Annotated in this window: 18 protein-coding genes; 3 read left to right on the forward strand and 15 right to left on the reverse strand. The window is 55.1% G+C overall.

Going from position 1 to position 18,583, the window contains the following annotated elements:
- Positions 1-10: 10 nt before the first annotated feature.
- Both alr and dnaB read right to left on the reverse strand, forming a co-directional pair.
- On the reverse strand, positions 11-1,090 hold the full coding sequence (gene alr, locus BJ887_RS00290) for an alanine racemase (RefSeq protein ID WP_121339022.1): 1,080 nt from the start codon (positions 1,088-1,090) through the stop codon (positions 11-13).
- 16 nt (positions 1,091-1,106) lie between these two features.
- Entirely contained in the window at positions 1,107-2,519 is a 1,413-nt protein-coding gene (dnaB, locus tag BJ887_RS00295; protein WP_008503375.1) for a replicative DNA helicase, read from the reverse strand.
- A gap of 66 nt (positions 2,520-2,585) precedes the next feature.
- On the opposite strand from dnaB, the gene BJ887_RS00300 reads away from it, so the two are divergent.
- Positions 2,586-3,569 carry a quinone oxidoreductase gene (locus BJ887_RS00300; RefSeq protein ID WP_014168211.1) on the forward strand — a complete coding sequence of 328 codons (984 nt, stop codon included), beginning with the start codon at positions 2,586-2,588 and terminating at the stop codon, positions 3,567-3,569.
- Positions 3,570-3,753: 184 nt separating this feature from the next.
- Here the strand turns inward: BJ887_RS00300 and pspG are convergent, their stop codons facing one another.
- The 4 genes from pspG to BJ887_RS00320 form a co-directional block, all read right to left on the reverse strand.
- Positions 3,754-3,996: an envelope stress response protein PspG gene (gene pspG / locus BJ887_RS00305; protein WP_121339033.1), complete on the reverse strand. Its 243-nt coding sequence runs from the start codon at positions 3,994-3,996 to the stop codon at positions 3,754-3,756.
- A gap of 136 nt (positions 3,997-4,132) precedes the next feature.
- Complete coding sequence (dusA, locus tag BJ887_RS00310; RefSeq protein WP_014168209.1) at positions 4,133-5,128, reverse strand: tRNA dihydrouridine(20/20a) synthase DusA; 996 nt, start codon at positions 5,126-5,128, stop codon at positions 4,133-4,135.
- Positions 5,129-5,210: 82 nt separating this feature from the next.
- On the reverse strand, positions 5,211-6,470 hold the full coding sequence (gene traF / locus BJ887_RS00315; protein ID WP_153853120.1) for a conjugal transfer protein TraF: 1,260 nt from the start codon (positions 6,468-6,470) through the stop codon (positions 5,211-5,213).
- Positions 6,471-6,691: 221 nt separating this feature from the next.
- Entirely contained in the window at positions 6,692-7,180 is a 489-nt protein-coding gene (locus BJ887_RS00320; protein WP_032679386.1) for a cupin domain-containing protein, read from the reverse strand.
- 115 nt (positions 7,181-7,295) lie between these two features.
- On the opposite strand from BJ887_RS00320, the gene zur reads away from it, so the two are divergent.
- Positions 7,296-7,808 carry a zinc uptake transcriptional repressor Zur gene (gene zur / locus BJ887_RS00325; RefSeq protein ID WP_014168206.1) on the forward strand — a complete coding sequence of 171 codons (513 nt, stop codon included), beginning with the start codon at positions 7,296-7,298 and terminating at the stop codon, positions 7,806-7,808.
- A gap of 48 nt (positions 7,809-7,856) precedes the next feature.
- On the opposite strand, the gene BJ887_RS00330 is transcribed toward zur, so the two are convergent.
- The 4 genes from BJ887_RS00330 to BJ887_RS00345 form a co-directional block, all read right to left on the reverse strand.
- Positions 7,857-8,066 carry a CsbD family protein gene (locus tag BJ887_RS00330; protein ID WP_014168205.1) on the reverse strand — a complete coding sequence of 70 codons (210 nt, stop codon included), beginning with the start codon at positions 8,064-8,066 and terminating at the stop codon, positions 7,857-7,859.
- Positions 8,067-8,185: 119 nt separating this feature from the next.
- Positions 8,186-9,523, reverse strand: coding sequence for an MATE family efflux transporter DinF (dinF, locus tag BJ887_RS00335; protein WP_014168204.1), 1,338 nt, complete (start codon positions 9,521-9,523; stop codon positions 8,186-8,188).
- Positions 9,524-9,586: 63 nt separating this feature from the next.
- Positions 9,587-10,195: a transcriptional repressor LexA gene (lexA, locus tag BJ887_RS00340; RefSeq protein WP_014168203.1), complete on the reverse strand. Its 609-nt coding sequence runs from the start codon at positions 10,193-10,195 to the stop codon at positions 9,587-9,589.
- A 108-nt stretch (positions 10,196-10,303) separates the two neighbouring features.
- A complete protein-coding gene (locus tag BJ887_RS00345) occupies positions 10,304-10,672 on the reverse strand; it encodes a diacylglycerol kinase (RefSeq protein ID WP_014168202.1) in 369 nt (122 codons plus the stop codon).
- 154 nt (positions 10,673-10,826) lie between these two features.
- On the opposite strand from BJ887_RS00345, the gene plsB reads away from it, so the two are divergent.
- Positions 10,827-13,247, forward strand: a complete 2,421-nt coding sequence (plsB, locus tag BJ887_RS00350) for a glycerol-3-phosphate 1-O-acyltransferase PlsB (protein ID WP_020882845.1) — start codon at positions 10,827-10,829, stop codon at positions 13,245-13,247.
- Between the two features lie 64 nt (positions 13,248-13,311).
- Here the strand turns inward: plsB and ubiA are convergent, their stop codons facing one another.
- The 5 genes from ubiA to malK form a co-directional block, all read right to left on the reverse strand.
- On the reverse strand, positions 13,312-14,181 hold the full coding sequence (gene ubiA / locus BJ887_RS00355) for a 4-hydroxybenzoate octaprenyltransferase (RefSeq protein WP_121339024.1): 870 nt from the start codon (positions 14,179-14,181) through the stop codon (positions 13,312-13,314).
- Between the two features lie 12 nt (positions 14,182-14,193).
- Positions 14,194-14,691 carry a chorismate lyase gene (gene ubiC / locus BJ887_RS00360; RefSeq protein WP_014168199.1) on the reverse strand — a complete coding sequence of 166 codons (498 nt, stop codon included), beginning with the start codon at positions 14,689-14,691 and terminating at the stop codon, positions 14,194-14,196.
- A gap of 180 nt (positions 14,692-14,871) precedes the next feature.
- Positions 14,872-15,825 (reverse strand): maltose operon protein MalM, encoded by a 954-nt coding sequence (gene malM / locus BJ887_RS00365; RefSeq protein ID WP_086462944.1) that lies wholly within the window; start codon positions 15,823-15,825, stop codon positions 14,872-14,874.
- A 114-nt stretch (positions 15,826-15,939) separates the two neighbouring features.
- Positions 15,940-17,250, reverse strand: a complete 1,311-nt coding sequence (locus BJ887_RS00370; protein WP_020882848.1) for a maltoporin — start codon at positions 17,248-17,250, stop codon at positions 15,940-15,942.
- 42 nt (positions 17,251-17,292) lie between these two features.
- Positions 17,293-18,402 (reverse strand): maltose/maltodextrin ABC transporter ATP-binding protein MalK, encoded by a 1,110-nt coding sequence (gene malK, locus BJ887_RS00375; protein WP_014168196.1) that lies wholly within the window; start codon positions 18,400-18,402, stop codon positions 17,293-17,295.
- Between the last annotated feature and the right edge of the window lie 181 nt (positions 18,403-18,583).

Here is an 18,583-nt window from a genome sequence, read left to right on the forward strand (position 1 = left end):
GAAAGGTCTGTTAGTCGATGTACTTCATCGCAACCCTTGATGTCAGGCGCGTGATAAGTTCGTAAGCACTCACTTTTGTGATTTCAGCGATGCGTTCAACAGGCAAACCCTCACCCCACATCACCACGTCATCACCCGGTTTATCCTGCGCATCTGGCCCGAGGTCAATACAGATCATGTCCATCGCCACGCGGCCCACGATGTTCGCTTCACGGCCATTGACCAGTACCGGCGTGCCGGACGGCGCCGCACGGGGATAACCGTCGCCATAGCCCATCGCCACCACGCCAAGGCGTGTGTCGCGCTCGCTGATCCAGGTTCCGCCGTAGCCCACGGGTTCACCCGCTTTGTGATCGCGCACGGCAATCAGGTTAGACACAAGGGACATTACCGGCTGGAAACCAAAATCCGGCCCCCAGGGTCTGTTCTCCAGCGGGGAGACGCCGTAAAGAATAATGCCTGGACGCGCCCAGTCGAAGTGCGACTGCGGCCACAGCAAAATACCGCCAGACGCGGCAATGGAGCGCATTCCTGGCTTGCCTTCGCAGAAAGTATTAAAAATATCCAGCTGCTGCTCGGTCGCGCCACACTCGGGTTCATCGGCACGGGCAAAGTGGCTCACGATATTCACCGGCTGACGGACGTTTTTGCACTGACAGAGACGCTGATAAAACGCGTCCGCCTTTTCCGGGCGCACGCCCAGACGGTGCATGCCGGTATCGAGCTTCATCCAGACGGTGACCGGCTCATTCAGCTCGGCGGTTTCCAGCGCCGCGAGTTGTTCTTCGTTATGTACCGCGGTGTGCAGATGCTGGTCAGCAATGGTCGGCAGATCTGCCGCTTCAAAAAAGCCTTCCAGCAGCAAAATCGGTTGAGTGATCCCACCCGCGCGCAGGCGGATGGCTTCTTCAAGACGGGCGACGCCAAAGGCGTCGGCATCGGGGAGCGTTCGCGCGGTCTCAATAAGACCGTGTCCGTAAGCGTTCGCTTTCACGACTGCAACGAGTTTACTGGCGGGAGCCAGTTCACGCAGACGTTGCAGGTTGTGTCGCAGAGCGCGGCGGTTAATGACTACAGTTGCCGCTTGCATTTGAATTCCTTAGAAATTACTCATCATCATATTGAGGACCGGCGTAGTTGTCGAAACGCGACCACTGTCCGTTAAAGGTCAGACGTACCGTACCGATAGGGCCGTTACGTTGTTTACCAATAATAATTTCGGCGATCCCTTTCAGGTCGCTGTTCTCGTGATAAACCTCATCACGGTAGATAAACATGATTAAGTCGGCATCCTGCTCGATGGAGCCCGATTCACGCAGGTCGGAGTTGACCGGGCGCTTATCAGCACGTTGTTCCAGGGAGCGGTTAAGCTGTGACAGCGCCACCACGGGCACATGCAACTCTTTGGCTAACGCCTTGAGCGAGCGGGAAATCTCCGCGATTTCCAGCGTACGGTTGTCGGACAGCGACGGCACGCGCATCAGCTGAAGGTAGTCAATCATGATAAGGCCAATGCCGCCATGTTCACGGGCGATACGGCGCGCACGGGAGCGCACTTCCGTCGGCGTCAGGCCGGAGGAGTCATCGATATAAATATTCCGTTTTTCCAGCAGGATACCCATGGTGCCGGAGATACGCGCCCAGTCCTCATCGTCGAGCTGGCCGGTACGGATACGGGTCTGATCCACGCGCGACAGCGACGCCAGAGAACGCATCATGATCTGTTCTGATGGCATCTCAAGACTGAAGATAAGAACCGGCTTGTCCTGCAACATCGCCGCATTTTCGACGAGGTTCATCGCAAATGTCGTTTTACCCATGGAGGGACGCGCCGCGACGATAATTAAATCCGACGGCTGTAAACCCGCGGTTTTCTTATTGAGATCGTCATAGCCGGTGTTCACGCCGGTGACACCGTCGTGCGGCTGCTGGAACAGTTGCTCAATACGCGCGACGGTGGCATCAAGCACATCAGCGATATTTTTCGGGCCTTCGTCTTTGTTTGCCCGGCTTTCCGCGATTTTAAAGACGCGGGACTCGGCCAGATCAAGCAGGTCTTCGCTGGTACGCCCCTGCGGATCAAAACCGGCTTCGGCGATCTCATTCGCCACCGAGATCATCTCACGAACAACAGCACGTTCGCGCACGATATCGGCGTAAGCGCTGATGTTCGCCGCACTTGGTGTGTTTTTTGACAGTTCCGCCAGGTAAGCAAACCCACCCACGCTGTCCAGTTGCCCCTGACGCTCCAGCGATTCCGCGAGCGTGATAAGGTCAATCGGGCTGCCCGACTCCTGCAGACGTGCCATTTCAGTAAAGATATGACGGTGCGGACGGGTATAGAAATCCTCGGACACCACGCGCTCGGCGACGTCGTCCCAGCGTTCGTTATCCAGCATTAAACCGCCCAACACCGACTGTTCCGCTTCAATCGAGTGCGGCGGGACTTTTAATCCTGCGACCTGAAAATCACGCTCGCGAGGTTCAGTCTGTTTGTTGAAGGGTTTGTTTCCTGCCATAGTGAATGGAGTTACCGAGATAAAGAGTGGGTCGAAAGATTACCATATTTTTCTGACGGAGGGAGCATGGCAACGCGCATTGAATTCCAGAAACATGGTGGGCCAGAAGTGTTAAACGCGGTGGAGTTTACCCCCGCAGCGCCTGGTGAAAACGAAGTACAGGTTGAAAACAAAGCCATCGGCATTAACTACATCGACACCTATATTCGCGGCGGTCTCTATCCGCCTCCCTCCATGCCAAGCGGACTGGGAACGGAAGCGGCAGGCGTCGTGCTCAAAGTGGGCAGCGCCGTTAAGCATATTAAAGAGGGCGATCGCGTGGTGTACGCGCAATCCGCGCTGGGTGCCTACAGCTCCGTGCACAACGTGCCGGCCGATAAAGCCGCCCTTCTGCCAAATGCCATCTCGTTTGAACAAGCGGCCGCCTCATTCCTGAAAGGGCTCACGGTCTATTATCTGCTGCGCAAAACCTATGAGATCAAACCTGACGAGCAGTTCCTGTTTCATGCCGCGGCGGGCGGCGTGGGGCTGATCGCCTGTCAGTGGGCCAAAGCGCTCGGTGCAAAACTTATCGGCACGGTGGGCAGTGCACAAAAAGCCCAGCGCGCGCTTCAGGCCGGCGCCTGGCAGGTGATTAACTACCGTGAAGAGAGCATTGCTGAGCGCCTCAAAGAGATAACCAACGGCAAAAAGGTGCGCGTGGTTTATGACTCGGTGGGTAAAGATACCTGGGAGGCGTCGCTGGATTGTCTGCAGCGTCGCGGGTTGATGGTGAGCTTCGGCAACGCCTCGGGCGCTGTGACCGGCATTAATCTTGGCATTCTCAACCAGAAAGGGTCGCTGTATGTGACTCGCCCTTCCCTGCAGGGGTATATCACTAACCGGGAAGAGCTGATCGAGGCCAGCAACGAGCTCTTTTCGCTGATCGCCAGCGGCGTGATTAAAGTGGATGTGGCGGAGGCGCAGAAATACGCGCTAACCGATGCCAGGCGTGCACATGAGGTGCTGGAGAGCAGAGCGACACAGGGTTCAAGTCTGTTAATTCCCTGACCCCTAAAAAGAAATTGGGCTTCCCGTAGGAAGCCCTTTCTTTTTTTAGTTCGGCTGTATGTAGGGTACAGCTCGATGAATTCTTTAGCGGCAGTCATAGTGACAGATTCGATAAGTAAATCCTATTCTGTTCTAAGCAATGCTGCCGGAAAAGTTGCAGGTATGTGACGAACACCTCAATACCTTAGTAACGAAAACGGTTATTGCGCTGATAAGTGGGCAGTTTTGGTGATTTAATCGCCCGTATTATCCACACCACGGCAATGGCCAGCAGCAGCCACGGCAGGAGCTTCAGCGTCAGGGCAAATAATCCCCCGATAAACATGACCACCGTCGCCACGACGATAGCCGCCAGAATCCCGAGCAGGGAAATCCCCGTCATCAACAGCATGACAAAAAAGCCAATCACAAAAAGTAGTTCTAACATGGTGCTCTCCCACGCGTTCCCGAATGATACCGCGATCATTACAAGAATCATGCCAACCATAACCCGCTGTTCTTAAAGCAAAACGCCCCGCACGGGTGTGCGAGGCGTGGTGAATTTGACGATCTTTTAGCGAAAATTATCGTTTATCAGCGACCAGACGTAGCGCGTGTTCCAGCACCTCGATATCTGCACCGGCTTTATGCGCGTTCTCGCTAAGGTAGCGACGCCACTGGCGTGCTCCCGGGATCCCCTGGAACAGGCCCAGCATATGACGGGTGATATGACCAAGGTACGTCCCGTTACTCAGCTCACGCTCAATGTAGGGATACATGGCGCGTACCACGGCCACCGGGTCGGTATCTGCGCCTTCAACGCCAAAGATTTCCCTGTCGACCGTCGCCAGAATGCCTGGATTTTGATACGCCTCGCGCCCGACCATTACGCCATCCATATGCTCCAGGTGTGTTTTGGCCTCTTCCAGCGATTTAATGCCGCCGTTGATCGACATCGTGAGCTGCGGGAAGTCACGTTTTAGCTGGTACACGCGCGGGTAGTCCAGCGGCGGGATTTCTCGGTTCTCTTTCGGGCTAAGTCCAGAGAGCCAGGCTTTACGCGCATGGATGATAAACATCTCGCACTCGCCTTTCCCGGAGACCGTATTGATAAAATCGCAGAGAAATTCGTAGCTGTCCTGGTCGTCAATGCCGATACGGGTCTTGACCGTCACCGGAATGGAAACCACATCGCGCATCGCCTTGATGCAGTCTGCCACCAGCGATGCATTACCCATCAGACACGCGCCGAACATGCCGTTCTGCACACGATCGGACGGACAGCCAACGTTAAGGTTAATCTCGTCATAGCCGCGCGCTTCTGCAAGCTTCGCACACTGCGCCAGCGCAGCGGGATCGCTACCGCCAAGCTGCAGCGCAACCGGATGCTCTTCTTCGCTGTAGGCCAGATAGTCGCCCTTTCCGTGAATAATTGCTCCGGTGGTCACCATTTCGGTGTACAGCAACGTATGGCGGGAGAGCTGACGCAGGAAGTAGCGACAGTGTCTGTCCGTCCAGTCGAGCATCGGCGCAATGGAGAAACGGTGTGCAGGGAAAGCAGTCTGTAATTCTGACGACATGGCGAAGTTTTAAGCATCTGGTGAAAAGGGGGCGCTACTATAGCACAAAGAAAAGCCGGAGGCGCAGCGCCTCCGGTGCACTTTAGAAGGTCATGCTCAGCTGGGCGCCTGCGCCCCAGGTCTCGTCTTCACCGTACAGGCCCATCAGGTCGACATGGACCGTGTTAAACGGTGCAAAACCGACACCGCCAGTAAAGACATTGCTGTCGTTACCTTTCATGTCAGCACGGAAACCCGCACGCACCGCCAGCCAGTTCAGCGGCGTCACTTCGGCGCCTACGCCAACATACTGAGAAGTGTCTTCGCTTTTGAAGCCTTTGGTTTCCGTCAGATCGCCATCGGCGGTTAACGTCACCAGATCGTTATGCCAGGCGGCACCCGCGGTAACCAGAGGGCGGATCTGGTAGGTGTCTTTATAGCTCACCACCTCACCCGTGCGCCCGTTGCGGATACGAATGTCTTTGGTGTCGATATCGCGTGACATCAGGTTTTGCCCGCTCACGCCGACCGTCCAGTGCTCACCAAAATCGGCCGCGATACCGGCATCAACGTTAAAACCGGTGTCGTCAGTACGGTAGCGGCTGTCGTTCCACTTGTTGCTGTCATAATCGTAAATGGAGGTGGTGTAGTTATAGACCCAGGTCTTTTGCAGTTTTGGAGTCACGCCAACAGACACCGGAACACCGCCAAGCTCGAACTGACGCGCCACCGCGATACCATAGTCGGAGACAATTGCCGCCCGGCCAGACGCCGTTGAGTTGAGGTTTTTCGTGATTTGATCGGTGCCGTTCAGCGCAGCGTCCAGTGCAACGCCGGCAGCCACCGCATCACTGCGTTGAATACCGCGCAGGTAATCAATATCTTGCTGATCAATAGAAGAACTGACGCGTCCGTGGGCATAGCCTTTAGCCATAAAGGCCACGGAAAGGACATCGTTAGGAATACTGACGGCTATCCCCGCACCCGCCGTGGCGCGTGCCGTTTTGCCCTTAAGATAATCCAGCTCATCGGCGAGATCTTTCGCCGCGCCCTGGAACTGGTTGATGGAACCTAACGGGTTGGTAATGATCTCAATCGGTGTAAGGTTATCAACCACGTCTTTGTAATGGTTGATTTTATCATTGATGGTATCAATCTCATCCTGAAGATTGTCTTCATCAGTCACCTGCACGCCAGCAGACGGTAAAATGACCGTCACATCGTCGTCCGGTTTCGCCTTCGCCAGTAGCGCAGGGTTGATTAACGCCCCGCTGCCATAGTTTCCGGCCGCGACACCCGTGCCCCCCATGGCGTCGCTACGTGATTCTGTCCAGGTATTGGCTGCTCCCGCCTGATTTGCCATAAACAAGGAGACAGCGATGCTAACCACCGAAAATTTAAAATGTTTTTTCACAGTATGCTCGTCTTATAGTCTGTTATTAAATAACCCCTGTCTGTTATCTCCCAAACAGGAACGAACTATTGCTGTGAATAAGTGCAAAAAGACCCGCTATTTCCTTAAGTTAAATTCCCGCCAGGCCTGTAGTTATTTGTGACGGCCCTCAATATTTATAGAAGAGGAAATTATTTTTTCCCAGGTTTTCCATCGTGCGGTCCAAAAAACTGAGGAGGGTGGTCTACCCAGCGATCGTCGCGCGTGGCGGCGTACTCCGGATTAAGCGGGTAATAGATACGGTTATGCTTCTTGTTGGCCTCACCCACCACCAGGAGCCGTACCTCCTCGTCGGTGTTGTTGATGAAGGTATGACAGACCCCGGTTCCGGCGGGAAAGCCCACGCTGTCGCCAGGTTCAAGTTTCCATAAATATCCGTTAATCCAGGCTTCAGGGTAGCCTTCAAGCACGTAGATAAACTCTTCTTCGTCGCTTTCAGCATGAGGATAAGAGGTCCGTCGGCCTGGCGGTAAGCGCTCATGGTGTATACCAATGCGTCCAAGGCCGAGCTTACGCGCCAGCGGTGCGCCAATGGAAAAACGTTCACTACTGTCGGGATAGGTTGAGTCATCTGCGCCTTCTACGTCGCGCCAGTGTCGAATACAGTCAGGTCTTTTCATCGTTTATTCCCCGGATTGCGTTGCGTCAGGTATAGCACAGCCTGGCGGATCTCGGTGTTTTTAGCAGAACATGATAAAGTGGGGGTTTTCCAGCCTATAACATCCGGGGTGCTAAATGGATAAGTCCACAAAAGAGCTGTTAGCGCAGGCAGAAAAGCTGTGCGTGCAACGCAATGTGCGCCTGACTCCGCAGCGCCTTGAAGTATTACGTTTGATGAGCCTGCAGCAGGGCGCGATCAGCGCGTACGATCTGCTTGATCTGCTGCGCGAAAGCGAGCCACAGGCTAAACCGCCAACGGTGTACCGTGCGCTGGATTTCCTGCTGGAACAGGGCTTTGTGCATAAGGTTGAATCGACAAATAGCTATGTGCTGTGCCATCTGTTCGATCAGCCAACCCATACGTCGGCCATGTTTATCTGCGATCGCTGCGGCAGCGTGAAGGAAGAAGGTGCGGAAGGTGTTGAAGATATTATGCATACGCTGGCAGCCAAAATGGGCTTTGCGTTGCGTCATAACGTGATTGAAGCGCACGGCCTGTGCTCAGCCTGCGTAGAGGTAGAAGCCTGTCGTCACCAGGATGAGTGCCAGCACGACCATTCGGTACTGGTGAAGAAAAAGCCGCGTTAACGGCAAAAGAAAAGGCGGCCCGAAGCCGCCCTCAGGGGGAGTAAAGGATTACCAGCGATAATCGTTACGGGTTTCCCAGTCTTTCACTTCGTTTTCAGCACGATCTTTCTCGTAGCCGTAACGTTCCTGAATTTTACCCACCAGCTGATCGCGTTTACCTTCGATGATGGTCATATCATCATCCGTCAGCTTACCCCACTGTTCTTTCGCTTTACCTTTGAACTGCTTCCAGTTGCCGCCGATTTCGTCTTTATTCATAATCGTGTCCTCGTGTTAAGCGTCTGTAAGTTTCGTCCGCTTCGTTCTTTTCTGCTGGACGTGATTATTATTGTAGTTAAGGATCCGGCAGTTGTTTTTATATTCGGAATCTTTAACCGTCACGATATATCGTGGCGGGAAGGCAGCCAGGTGTTATTTCGCCAGTGACGATGCCAGATAAAGGCCAGCGACAGACCACGTAACGCGAGGAAAACCGCCAGAGCCAGCCACAAACCGTGGTTGCCCAGATACGGCAGCGTCAGCAACGTCAGACCAAATCCCGCCGCAGCGACCGCCATGCTATTGCGCATCTCCGCACCTCGCGTCGCGCCAATAAACATGCCGTCCAGCAGATAACACCACACGCCCACCACCGGTAAGATTGCCTGCCAGAAGAGATAGTGACTCGCCAGTTCGCGCAGCGATGGGAGGGAGGTGAGTAAAGCAACGATCTGTTCACCCAGACAGGCGTAAATGAGTGCAAACGCCAGCGCCACCAGGCCTGACTGACGACAGGCGGCACGCCACACCTCGCGGAGCTGACCGCTTTCGCGTGCGCCATACGCTTGCCCGGAATGGGCTTCAACGGCATAGGCAAAGCCATCCAGCGCATACGCGGTAAAGGTCAGCAGCGTCATCAGGACCGCATTAACCGCGACGATCTCCGGCCCAAGTCGCGCCCCGAAGACCGTCAGCGCGCCAAAGCAGAGCTGAAGCAGTAACGAGCGCAGCATAATGTCGCGGTTAAGCGCCAGCAGCGTGCGGATATTACCGCGCCACGCGGTTTTGAGCATCGCAAGCGAGATACCGCGCAGGGCCAGCACGCGCCAGACCATCCACAGGCCGATGAAAAAGGTACCGTATTCTGCAATTGCCGTCGCCAGCGCGGCGCCCTGCACGTTCATATGCAGACCCATCACCAGCCAGACATCAAGCACGATGTTGAGAAGATTGCCTGCCACCAGCAGAATGACTGGCGCACGGGCATACTGCACGCCGAGTAACCAGCCAAGCAGGACCAGGTTCGCCAGTGATGCGGGTGCGCTGAGCCAGCGAATTTCAAGGAAGCGTCGCGCCTGCTCAAGTACCGCCTCGCTCCCGCCAACGACATGCAGCGCCAGATCAATCAGTGGCGTGCGCAACACCACGATCAGCGCACCCGCGCCCAGGGCAAGGATCAAGGGTTGTACCAGCGCACGCGCCAGACGCAACGGATCTTTTGCGCCATACGCCTGAGCCGTAAGCCCGGTGGTACTCATGCGCAAAAAGAGCAGCAGCATAAAAAGGAAGCTGGTTGCCGTCGCGCCGATCGCGACGCCGCCCAGATAAACGGGGGAATCCAGATGACCAATAACAGCCGTGTCTACCAGTCCCAGCAGAGGGACGGTGATATTGGAAAAAATCATTGGCAGTGCAAGACGCCACAATGCCTTATCTGATGTCGTCAGCAGTGACATGAAAAATACCGGCAGTGGAGATTGAATCAGGCTACGGCAGGTCCGTAGCCTGTTATGACATGATTACAGCCATTCACCGTTGCGGATAACCCCAACAGCCAGCCCTTCAATAGAGAAGTTATGTTCGCGGAGATCCACCACAATCGGGGAGAACTCGTTGTTTTCAGGCAGTAACTGGACGGTGTTACCCTGCTTTTTCAGACGCTTAACGGTAACTTCATCGTCAATACGCGCGACCACAACTTGCCCGTTGCGCACGTCCTGGGTTTTATGAACTGCGAGCAGATCGCCGTCCAGAATACCGATATCTTTCATCGACATGCCGCTGACGCGCAGCAGGAAATCTGCGCTCGGTTTAAACATGCCCGGGTCAACCTGGTAGTGACCTTCAATATGCTGTTGTGCCAGCAAAGGTTCACCTGCCGCGACACGGCCCACCAGCGGAATGCCTGTCTCTTCTTCCACCAGCAGACGGATGCCACGTGAAGCGCCCGATACAATCTCAATGACGCCTTTACGCGCCAGCGCTTTCAGGTGTTCTTCGGCAGCATTCGGAGAACGGAAACCCAGACGCTGAGCGATCTCCGCACGCGTGGGTGGCATACCCGTCTGGCCGATATGATCCCGGATGAGATCAAACACCTCTTGCTGCCTGGTCGTTAACGCTTTCATTCCGCCCCCTGGGTGTATATACAGTTATGCTGTGAGTATATACAGTCAAAGGCGATTTTGGAACCAAAAACTGCACAAAAAACCAGGGACTTAATTATTTCTCGAGGCTTATCGGAAATGTGACCAAAGCAGCGTGACCCAGGTGATGACCGCAGTGATAATCGCCAGCAATACGGCAGCAGACCCCATGTCTTTCGCCCGGCCGGAGAGCTCATGGAAATCAGAACCGATACGGTCCACCACGGCCTCAATAGCGCTATTGAGAATTTCCACTATCATCACCAACAGCACGGAGCCGATCAACAAAACGCGGGTAATCGCATCAACATCAAGGAAACAGGCGATAATCACCGCGATGATAGCGGCGACGCCCTCCTGGCGAAACGCGGCTTCATTGACCCACGCGGCACGGAAACCTTTCCATGAATAGCCGGCGGCTTTGATGATTCGGGTTAACCCAGTGGTATTATTGGCCATTAAAAGAACCTTTTAATTAAAATAGCGTCAGTAACAGTAGGCGCAGCGTGTTTCGCTGCTGCCTGAAGTATGACGGGTAACAACAGAAATTTTGCGCGCTTTCTGTTATCCTTGCGCCGCAATTGCATTATTAACCAGAGGCTTTACATCGTTTATGTCCGGCTGGCCACGAATTTACTACAAATTACTTAATTTACCATTAAGCGTCCTGGTAAAAAGCAAGTCTATCCCAGCGGAACCCGCGCTGGAATTGGGGCTCGATACGTCACGCCCAATTATGTACGTTTTGCCTTATAACTCGAAGGCAGACCTACTGACGCTTCGCGCCCAGTGTCTGGCGCATGATTTACCTGACCCGCTTGAACCCCTCGAAGTCGACGGCACTCTGCTGCCGCGCTATGTGTTCATTCACGGCGGGCCGCGCGTGTTTACCTATTACACGCCAAAGGAAGAGTCCATCAAGCTTTTCCACGACTATCTCGACCTGCACCGCAGCAATCCGGGTCTGGATGTGCAGATGGTGCCGGTATCGGTGATGTTTGGTCGCCGCCCGGGCAGAGAGAAAGGTGAAGAGAACCCACCGCTGCGTATGCTTAACGGCATTCAGAAATTCTTCGCGGTCTCCTGGCTGGGACGTGACAGCTTCGTGCGTTTCTCCCCGTCCGTTTCGCTGCGCCGTATGGCGGACGAACACGGCACCGACAAGATTATCGCGCAGAAACTGGCGCGCGTGGCGCGTATGCACTTCGCCCGTCAGCGTCTGGCTGCCGTCGGTCCGCGTCTTCCTGCACGTCAGGACCTGTTCAACAAGCTGCTGGCCTCCAAAGCGATTGCCAGGGCCGTTGAAGACGAAGCGCGCAGCAAAAAGATTTCCCATGAGAAAGCACAGCAGAACGCTATTGCACTGATGGAAGAGATTGCCGCGAACTTCTCTTACGAGATGATTCGTCTTTCCGATCGTATTCTGGGCTTTACGTGGAACCGCCTCTATCAGGGCATCAACGTTCATAACGCCGAGCGCGTACGCCAGCTGGCCCATGATGGCCATGAGATTGTCTATGTCCCCTGCCACCGCAGCCACATGGACTATCTGCTCCTCTCCTATGTGCTCTATCACCAGGGTCTGGTACCGCCGCACATCGCTGCCGGCATTAACCTGAACTTCTGGCCAGCCGGCCCGATTTTCCGCCGCCTGGGGGCGTTCTTTATCCGTCGTACCTTTAAGGGCAACAAGCTCTACTCCACCGTATTCCGTGAATATCTTGGCGAGCTGTTCAGCCGCGGTTATTCCGTTGAATACTTCGTGGAAGGTGGTCGCTCCCGTACCGGTCGTCTGCTCGATCCTAAAACCGGCACGCTGTCGATGACCATTCAGGCGATGCTGCGCGGGGGAACCCGCCCGATCACCCTGGTACCCATCTACATTGGCTACGAACACGTGATGGAAGTGGGCACTTACGCCAAAGAGCTGCGCGGTGCGACCAAAGAGAAAGAGAGCCTGCCGCAGATGCTGCGCGGCCTGAGCAAGTTACGCAACCTTGGCCAGGGCTACGTCAACTTTGGCGAGCCGATGCCGCTGATGACCTACCTGAACAACCATGTTCCGGAGTGGCGCGAGTCTATCGATCCTATCGAAGCGATTCGCCCGGCCTGGCTGACGCCTACGGTCAACAGCATCGCCTCTGAACTGATGGTGCGTATTAACAACGCCGGTGCGGCAAACGCCATGAACCTGTGCTGTACGGCGCTTCTGGCCTCTCGTCAGCGTTCACTGACCCGTGAACAGCTTACGGAGCAGTTGGATTGCTATCTCGACATGATGCGCAACGTGCCGTACTCGGTAGATTCGACCGTACCGGTAAGCACGGCAAGCGAGCTTATCGAGCATGCCCTGCAGATGAACAAGTTTGAAGTCGAAAAGGACACCATCGGCGACATCATCATTCTCCCGCGCGAGCAGGCGGTGCTGATGACTTACTATCGCAACAACATCGCGCATATGCTGATGCTGCCCTCGCTCATGGCGGCCATCATCACTCAGCATCGTCGCATCTCGCGTCAGGAGCTGTTGCGTCATGTTGAAACGCTCTATCCAATGCTGAAAGCGGAGCTGTTCCTGCGCTGGGACAAGGACGAACTGGCAACTGAGCTGGATAAACTGACCGAAGAGCTGCGTCGTCAGGGGCTGATTACCGTCACGAATGACGAACTGCATATCAATCCGTCACGGTCCCGTACCCTGCAACTGCTGGCGGCGGGCGCGCGTGAAACGCTGCAGCGCTACGCCATTACCTTCTGGTTGCTGAGCGCGAATCCGTCCATTAACCGCGGTACGCTCGAGAAAGAGAGCCGGACGCTGGCACAGCGCCTGTCTGTTCTGCACGGGATTAACGCCCCGGAATTCTTCGACAAAGCGGTCTTCAGCTCTCTGGTGCTGACGCTGCGTGATGAAGGGTTTATCAGTGATACGGGCGATGCCGAGCCGGAAGAGACGCTGAAGGTGTACCAGATGCTGGCCGAACTGATCACGTCTGATGTGCGTTTAACGATTGAAAGTGCGACGCAAGGCGAATGAAGCGTGCAGCGGTCTGATGACCTGCGATGAAAACAAAAACGGCAGCCTTCTGGCTGCCGTTTTTTTACGAAAAGTAGCTCATCGCCAGACCTAAAAACAGCACCAGACCGACATAGTTGTTATTCATAAATGCCTTGAAGCAGGCTTCACGCTCCCGTTTCGCAATCAGCTTCTGCTGGTAGACAAACAGCATTCCCGCCACCAGCACGGCCCAGTAAAACGCCCAGTGGAGCCCGTTCAGGTAACCCATCGTCACCATTAACGCCAGCACCGCAACCTGCAGGATACCGATGATCAGCTTGTCATGACGTCCGAAGAGGATCGCCGTCGATTTAATGCCAATCTTCAGGTCATCGTCGCGGTCTACCATCGCGTATTGCGTGTCGTATGCCACGGCCCAGAGAATGTTCGCCAGGAACATCAGCCAGCAGCTTAACGGGACGGACTCACTCACCGCCGCAAACGCCATCGGGATCGACCAGCCAAACGCCGCGCCCAGCACCACCTGAGGCAGGTGGGTGTAGCGCTTCATGAACGGATAAACCCAGGCCAGAGCCAGGGCCGCAACTGAAAGCAGAATGGTCATGGTGTTCAGGGTCAACACCAGCAGGAAAGAGAGCAGCACCAGTACGATAAACAGCGTACGGGCCTCTTTCTCGGTCACTTGCCCGCTGGGCAACGGACGATGGGCCGTACGTTTTACGTGCCCGTCGAATTTACGATCCGCATAGTCATTGACCACGCAGCCCGCCGCACGCATCAGCCAGACGCCTGCAATGAACACCCCCAGGATCCACAGCGGCGGTACCCCTGGTGTTGCTACCCATAGCGCCCAAAGGGTCGGCCACAGCAACAGCAGCGCGCCGATGGGTTTATCTGTACGCATCAAGCGGTGATAAGCCAACAGCTTATTCTGCGTCAGGCTCCACTCCATTTTTTCTTCCTCTTAGTACAACGGCGATGCCGGTAAAAAAAGCTCCGTCAGTATTAACGGCTTACCGCTCAGGCGAAGGCGGGAACGACGCCCCCACAGTTCGGCATCGCGACCAATCTCAATAAAATCCCGGGTAAGCTCGGACGACGTGAAAAGATAACGCCCCAGCGGCGTATTCCCCAGCCGTTGTAGCGCCAGCTCTGGCCCGGAAAGGGTGGACTCGGGAACGACCGTTCGTCCGGCAAGCCATGGCTCACCGTCTGCACAGAGTAAAATTTCGCGCAGCCAGTAGCGTTCTTCCTGCGGCAACAGGGGCAGCTCAGAGGCGATCTCAGCGCAAGAGACAAACCCTTCCTGAACCAGGGTCACCGTAACGGTTTTGCCCTGCTGCTCGAAACGTTTAGTCATGGAATCTTCCAGCAGCAGCCAGTCCAGTTGCTCCGGGTCAAGCGCAGGTATTTGGTCGAAATAGCGCAGCGCACGCAGTTGCGTTAGCGCGGGGTGTGACATGCCAGACTCTCCGATACATAACGTAATGGCATTGTATCGCAGAAAAGCGGATTGAGGGGGGCCAAACGTTATTTAACGATCACGATCGCAACAAGAGCGCAACAGCCCGTGTGACACCAAAAAAAGTGCGCCCACTCAGGCGCACTAAACTACTAACAAATCAGCACTGTGGGGAAACGGTTACCCCTTGCCTTTTACACTGCTGATAAAGGTGGAACGGGCAGTGGTTGAACCTAAACGTTCGGCTTCATCAAGCAGTTTCAGCGCTTTGTCGACATCGCCGCGCTTCACCGCCTGCTTAATGGCGTTATTGAAGTATTCTTCGGTGTCGTTCAGTACCGGCTCGGCTTTCTTCGCCGGAGCTGGGGCTGCGGTTGCAGCCGGAGCCGCCGCCGTAGCAACGGGTGCGGCATACACAGGCGCAGCAGTGTTCCCCACCGTGACCGGGCCTGTACCGGATGAACCAAACAGAGGGCCAACCAGTACGCTGGAAGCACTGTTTGTTGAGACTTTCAGCTTCAGCAACCCGTCGGTGACATGACGCGCTAACGGATCCGGGATATCCGGAACAGAGTTACCGGTTCCTTTGGCATAGGCTTTTGCCGGGTCGGTGAGCTTAGTGGTCTGCTGCAAATCTTTGTCCGTGGTGAAGACCAGGACATAAATCTTCTGCTGTCCCAGAGCAGGCGTCAGGCGCATTTTGCCTTCGAGGCGGTCAGCACTCATGACACCAGGTTCCTGGTAGCTAAAATAGTCACTCGGGAAGAAGGCAGATGGCGTCAGGTTTTGATCCAGAATCAGGACGTTAGGCGCAAATACGCTGGTCTGCTTGCTTACTTCGCTGGTCAGCGTCAGGGTCAGCTCACCAATATTGGCCGGGACGCTGAAAGCGGCAACCGGACCGGCAATTCCCGGCACGTTAAGCTGTTGGCCTGCCGCAGAAAGTTGGGTTGACTGGGTTTTGGATTGGTCAACCGGCGTCCAGGTCAGTTGCTGGAGCGCCGCCGCCGGGATGGCAGGCGCAGCGCTGGTATTTTGTGGCACGAAATTGACATCTGCGAAGGTGATCGCCGGAACACAGGCCAGCAGCCCCGCAGAGAGGCACAGCGCGACGAGACTTTTCTTCATTTTCATTGTTATTACCTCTGATAGCGTGAGCACTGCGGTGGCCAGGCAATAGCGCGCAGCACCCTAAGGATAGAGGGGCTTGCGCCCCTCTTTTTAGGTCATTACGTCAGGTCTACCGAATTACCACCAGATTTCCATCTGGGCACCGAAGGTCCACTCGTCGGAGTCGCCACGGCTGAAGGTTTTCGCGGAAGTGTCGCTATACGCTACGCCAGAGGTGTAACCTGCGCCTGAGTCGTTGTTCGCATAGCCCCATTTCTCATCCCACTTCGCGTAGGTTGCGAAGACACGGATAGCCGGGCGAGACCAGATGCTGTCGCCTGCCTGCCATTGCTGTGCCAGGGTGATTTTGTATTGGCTGTTTTTCTCGTCAGTTTTCTGAGACTTAACGTTGTCGTAGCCCACTTCAAGCAGGGTGCTCATGATTGGCGTCCATTTGAACATTGGACGCACGCCGACAGTCCACCACTCTGTACCATTGTTGTTGTCACGATCGATATTCTGGTACATACCGACGTACATCAGGTCCCAACGGTCTGCCAGGGTGATTGCACCGTGGTCCAGCACACGCCACATGGAACCGTCGTTATCAATGCTACCGCCCTGCGGAATACCTTTGCCGTTAGAGGTCATGGAGTCCGTACCGTACTGCAGCACGAACTTGTTGAAGCCTTTCAACATGCTCTGGGTGTGTTCAGCGGTGAACAGCCAGCCATCTTTAGAGGCGCCAGGCTGCAGATAGTAATCGTCAGGAATGTTGGTGTGACCATAGTCAACACCCAGTTCCAGTGTACCACCCGGGTTGGTTTCCAGGCCGGCCAGACGGACGTCGAAGACATCGTTTGGTACTACGTTGTCATAAATACGGTCGCCGTTTGCATCACGATCGGCGAAGGTTGCAGAACCGCCGGACTCAGAAGAACGGGTCGCGGCCAGAGACAGTTTACCGAAGCCCAGATCGATGTTTTCGATACCCGCACCAGGACCAGAGATATCCCAGTAGTAGAAGTCGATCATGTGGACGTCATGACGCTGATAGAAACGCTTACCGGCCCAGATGGTGGAGCCTGGCAGCCATTCAATCAGGTTTTTACCCTGCACGTTTGCTTCACGGAAGGCCGGGCTGGTGGATTCCCAGTCATTCTGCTGAGAAACGGAATACGCAACGTTAGTGTCGAAATAGAAGCTCTTATCGCCCTCTTTCCACACTTCCTGACCCAGTTTCAGTTCGGCGTAGGTTTCACATTCGTTACCGAGACGGTATTTACTTTGTGCACCGGTTGCCTGGAAACATTGTTGTTCACCGCCACTCCCGGTCCAGCCAATGCCAGAACGAGCATAACCTTTAAAGTCCACGGCACCCGCGTGTGCAGACAAAATGCCTGCCGTCACGGCGATTGCCAGAGGAAGTTTGCGCAGAGTAATCATCATTCTATCTCCTGAGATCATTGCTTTTCTTTGTAATTGGAATGCTTAAACGCCTGGCTCTTTGTGCAACCGACGACATGCGGTGCCATCCTCACGGAACAGATGGCAACGCTCTGGCGGCAAACCGATAGCGAATGTGGCACCCTCTTCTACCAACACCACGTCATTCTGGCGGTAGACCAGGTTCTGACGGATGGCGGGGATCTGGATATGAATCTGTGTTTCGTGACCAAGTTGTTCGACGACCTGAACGTCACCTTCCAGCGTCACATCGGCGATGTGGCTCGGCAGTAAATGCTCAGGACGAATACCGAGGGACATATTGGCCCCCACCTGTACGTTGGCGCTGTCGACCGGCAGCCACACTTGCTGACGGTTTGGCAGCTCCACCTGTACCTGTTCAATGGCTGTCGCGGTCACTTTGACGGGCAGGAAGTTCATCTTTGGCGAGCCAATAAAGCCCGCAACAAAGCGGTCTGCCGGGTAGTGATAAAGCTCCAGCGGTTTACCCACCTGCGCCACGCGACCGGCGTCCAGCACCACAATTTTGTCGGCCAGCGTCATCGCTTCGACCTGATCGTGGGTGACGTAAATCATCGTGCGGCCAAGACGTTTGTGCAGACGGGAGATTTCGATACGCATCTGGACGCGCAGGGCGGCATCCAGGTTAGAAAGCGGTTCATCGAGCAGGAACACACGCGGTTCGGCGACCAGCGTACGGCCAATTGCCACACGCTGACGCTGACCACCAGAAAGGGCTTTTGGTTTACGCTCAAGCAGGTGTGCCAGCTGTAACACTTCCGCCACCTGCGTGACGCGCTGGTTAATCACCTCTTTTTTCGCGCCCGCCAGCTTCAGACCGAAGGACATGTTCTCGGCTACGGAAAGGTGGGGATAGAGTGCATAAGACTGGAAAACCATGCCGACGCCACGTTCGGCAGGCGGAATGTCATTCATTCGGGTATCACCAATCAGCAAATCGCCGCTGGTGATGGTTTCAAGACCGGCAATCATACGCAGCAGAGTTGATTTACCGCAGCCAGATGGGCCGACAAATACCACGAATTCACCTTCGTGGATGTCCAGATTGATGTCTTTCGACACCACAACGTCACCCCAGGCTTTCGTTACATTACGCAGCTGTACGCTCGCCATGCCCTTCTCCCTTCGTTACAACCTGTCACCGACAGAAACATTCAAGATAAGTTCACTATGGGGTATCCATTACTTTCGTGAATCCTCCACCCCCCGGCTTTTTTATGGGGGAGGAGGCGGGAGGATGAGAGAGCAGGCTCTGCGACCGCTGCTGGAGGGCTGAGGCGAAATTCGTGAAGCC

The organism is Enterobacter sp. WPR_3_1 (genome assembly GCF_003635055.1).
Taxonomy (GTDB): Bacteria; Pseudomonadota; Gammaproteobacteria; order Enterobacterales; family Enterobacteriaceae; genus Enterobacter; species Enterobacter ludwigii.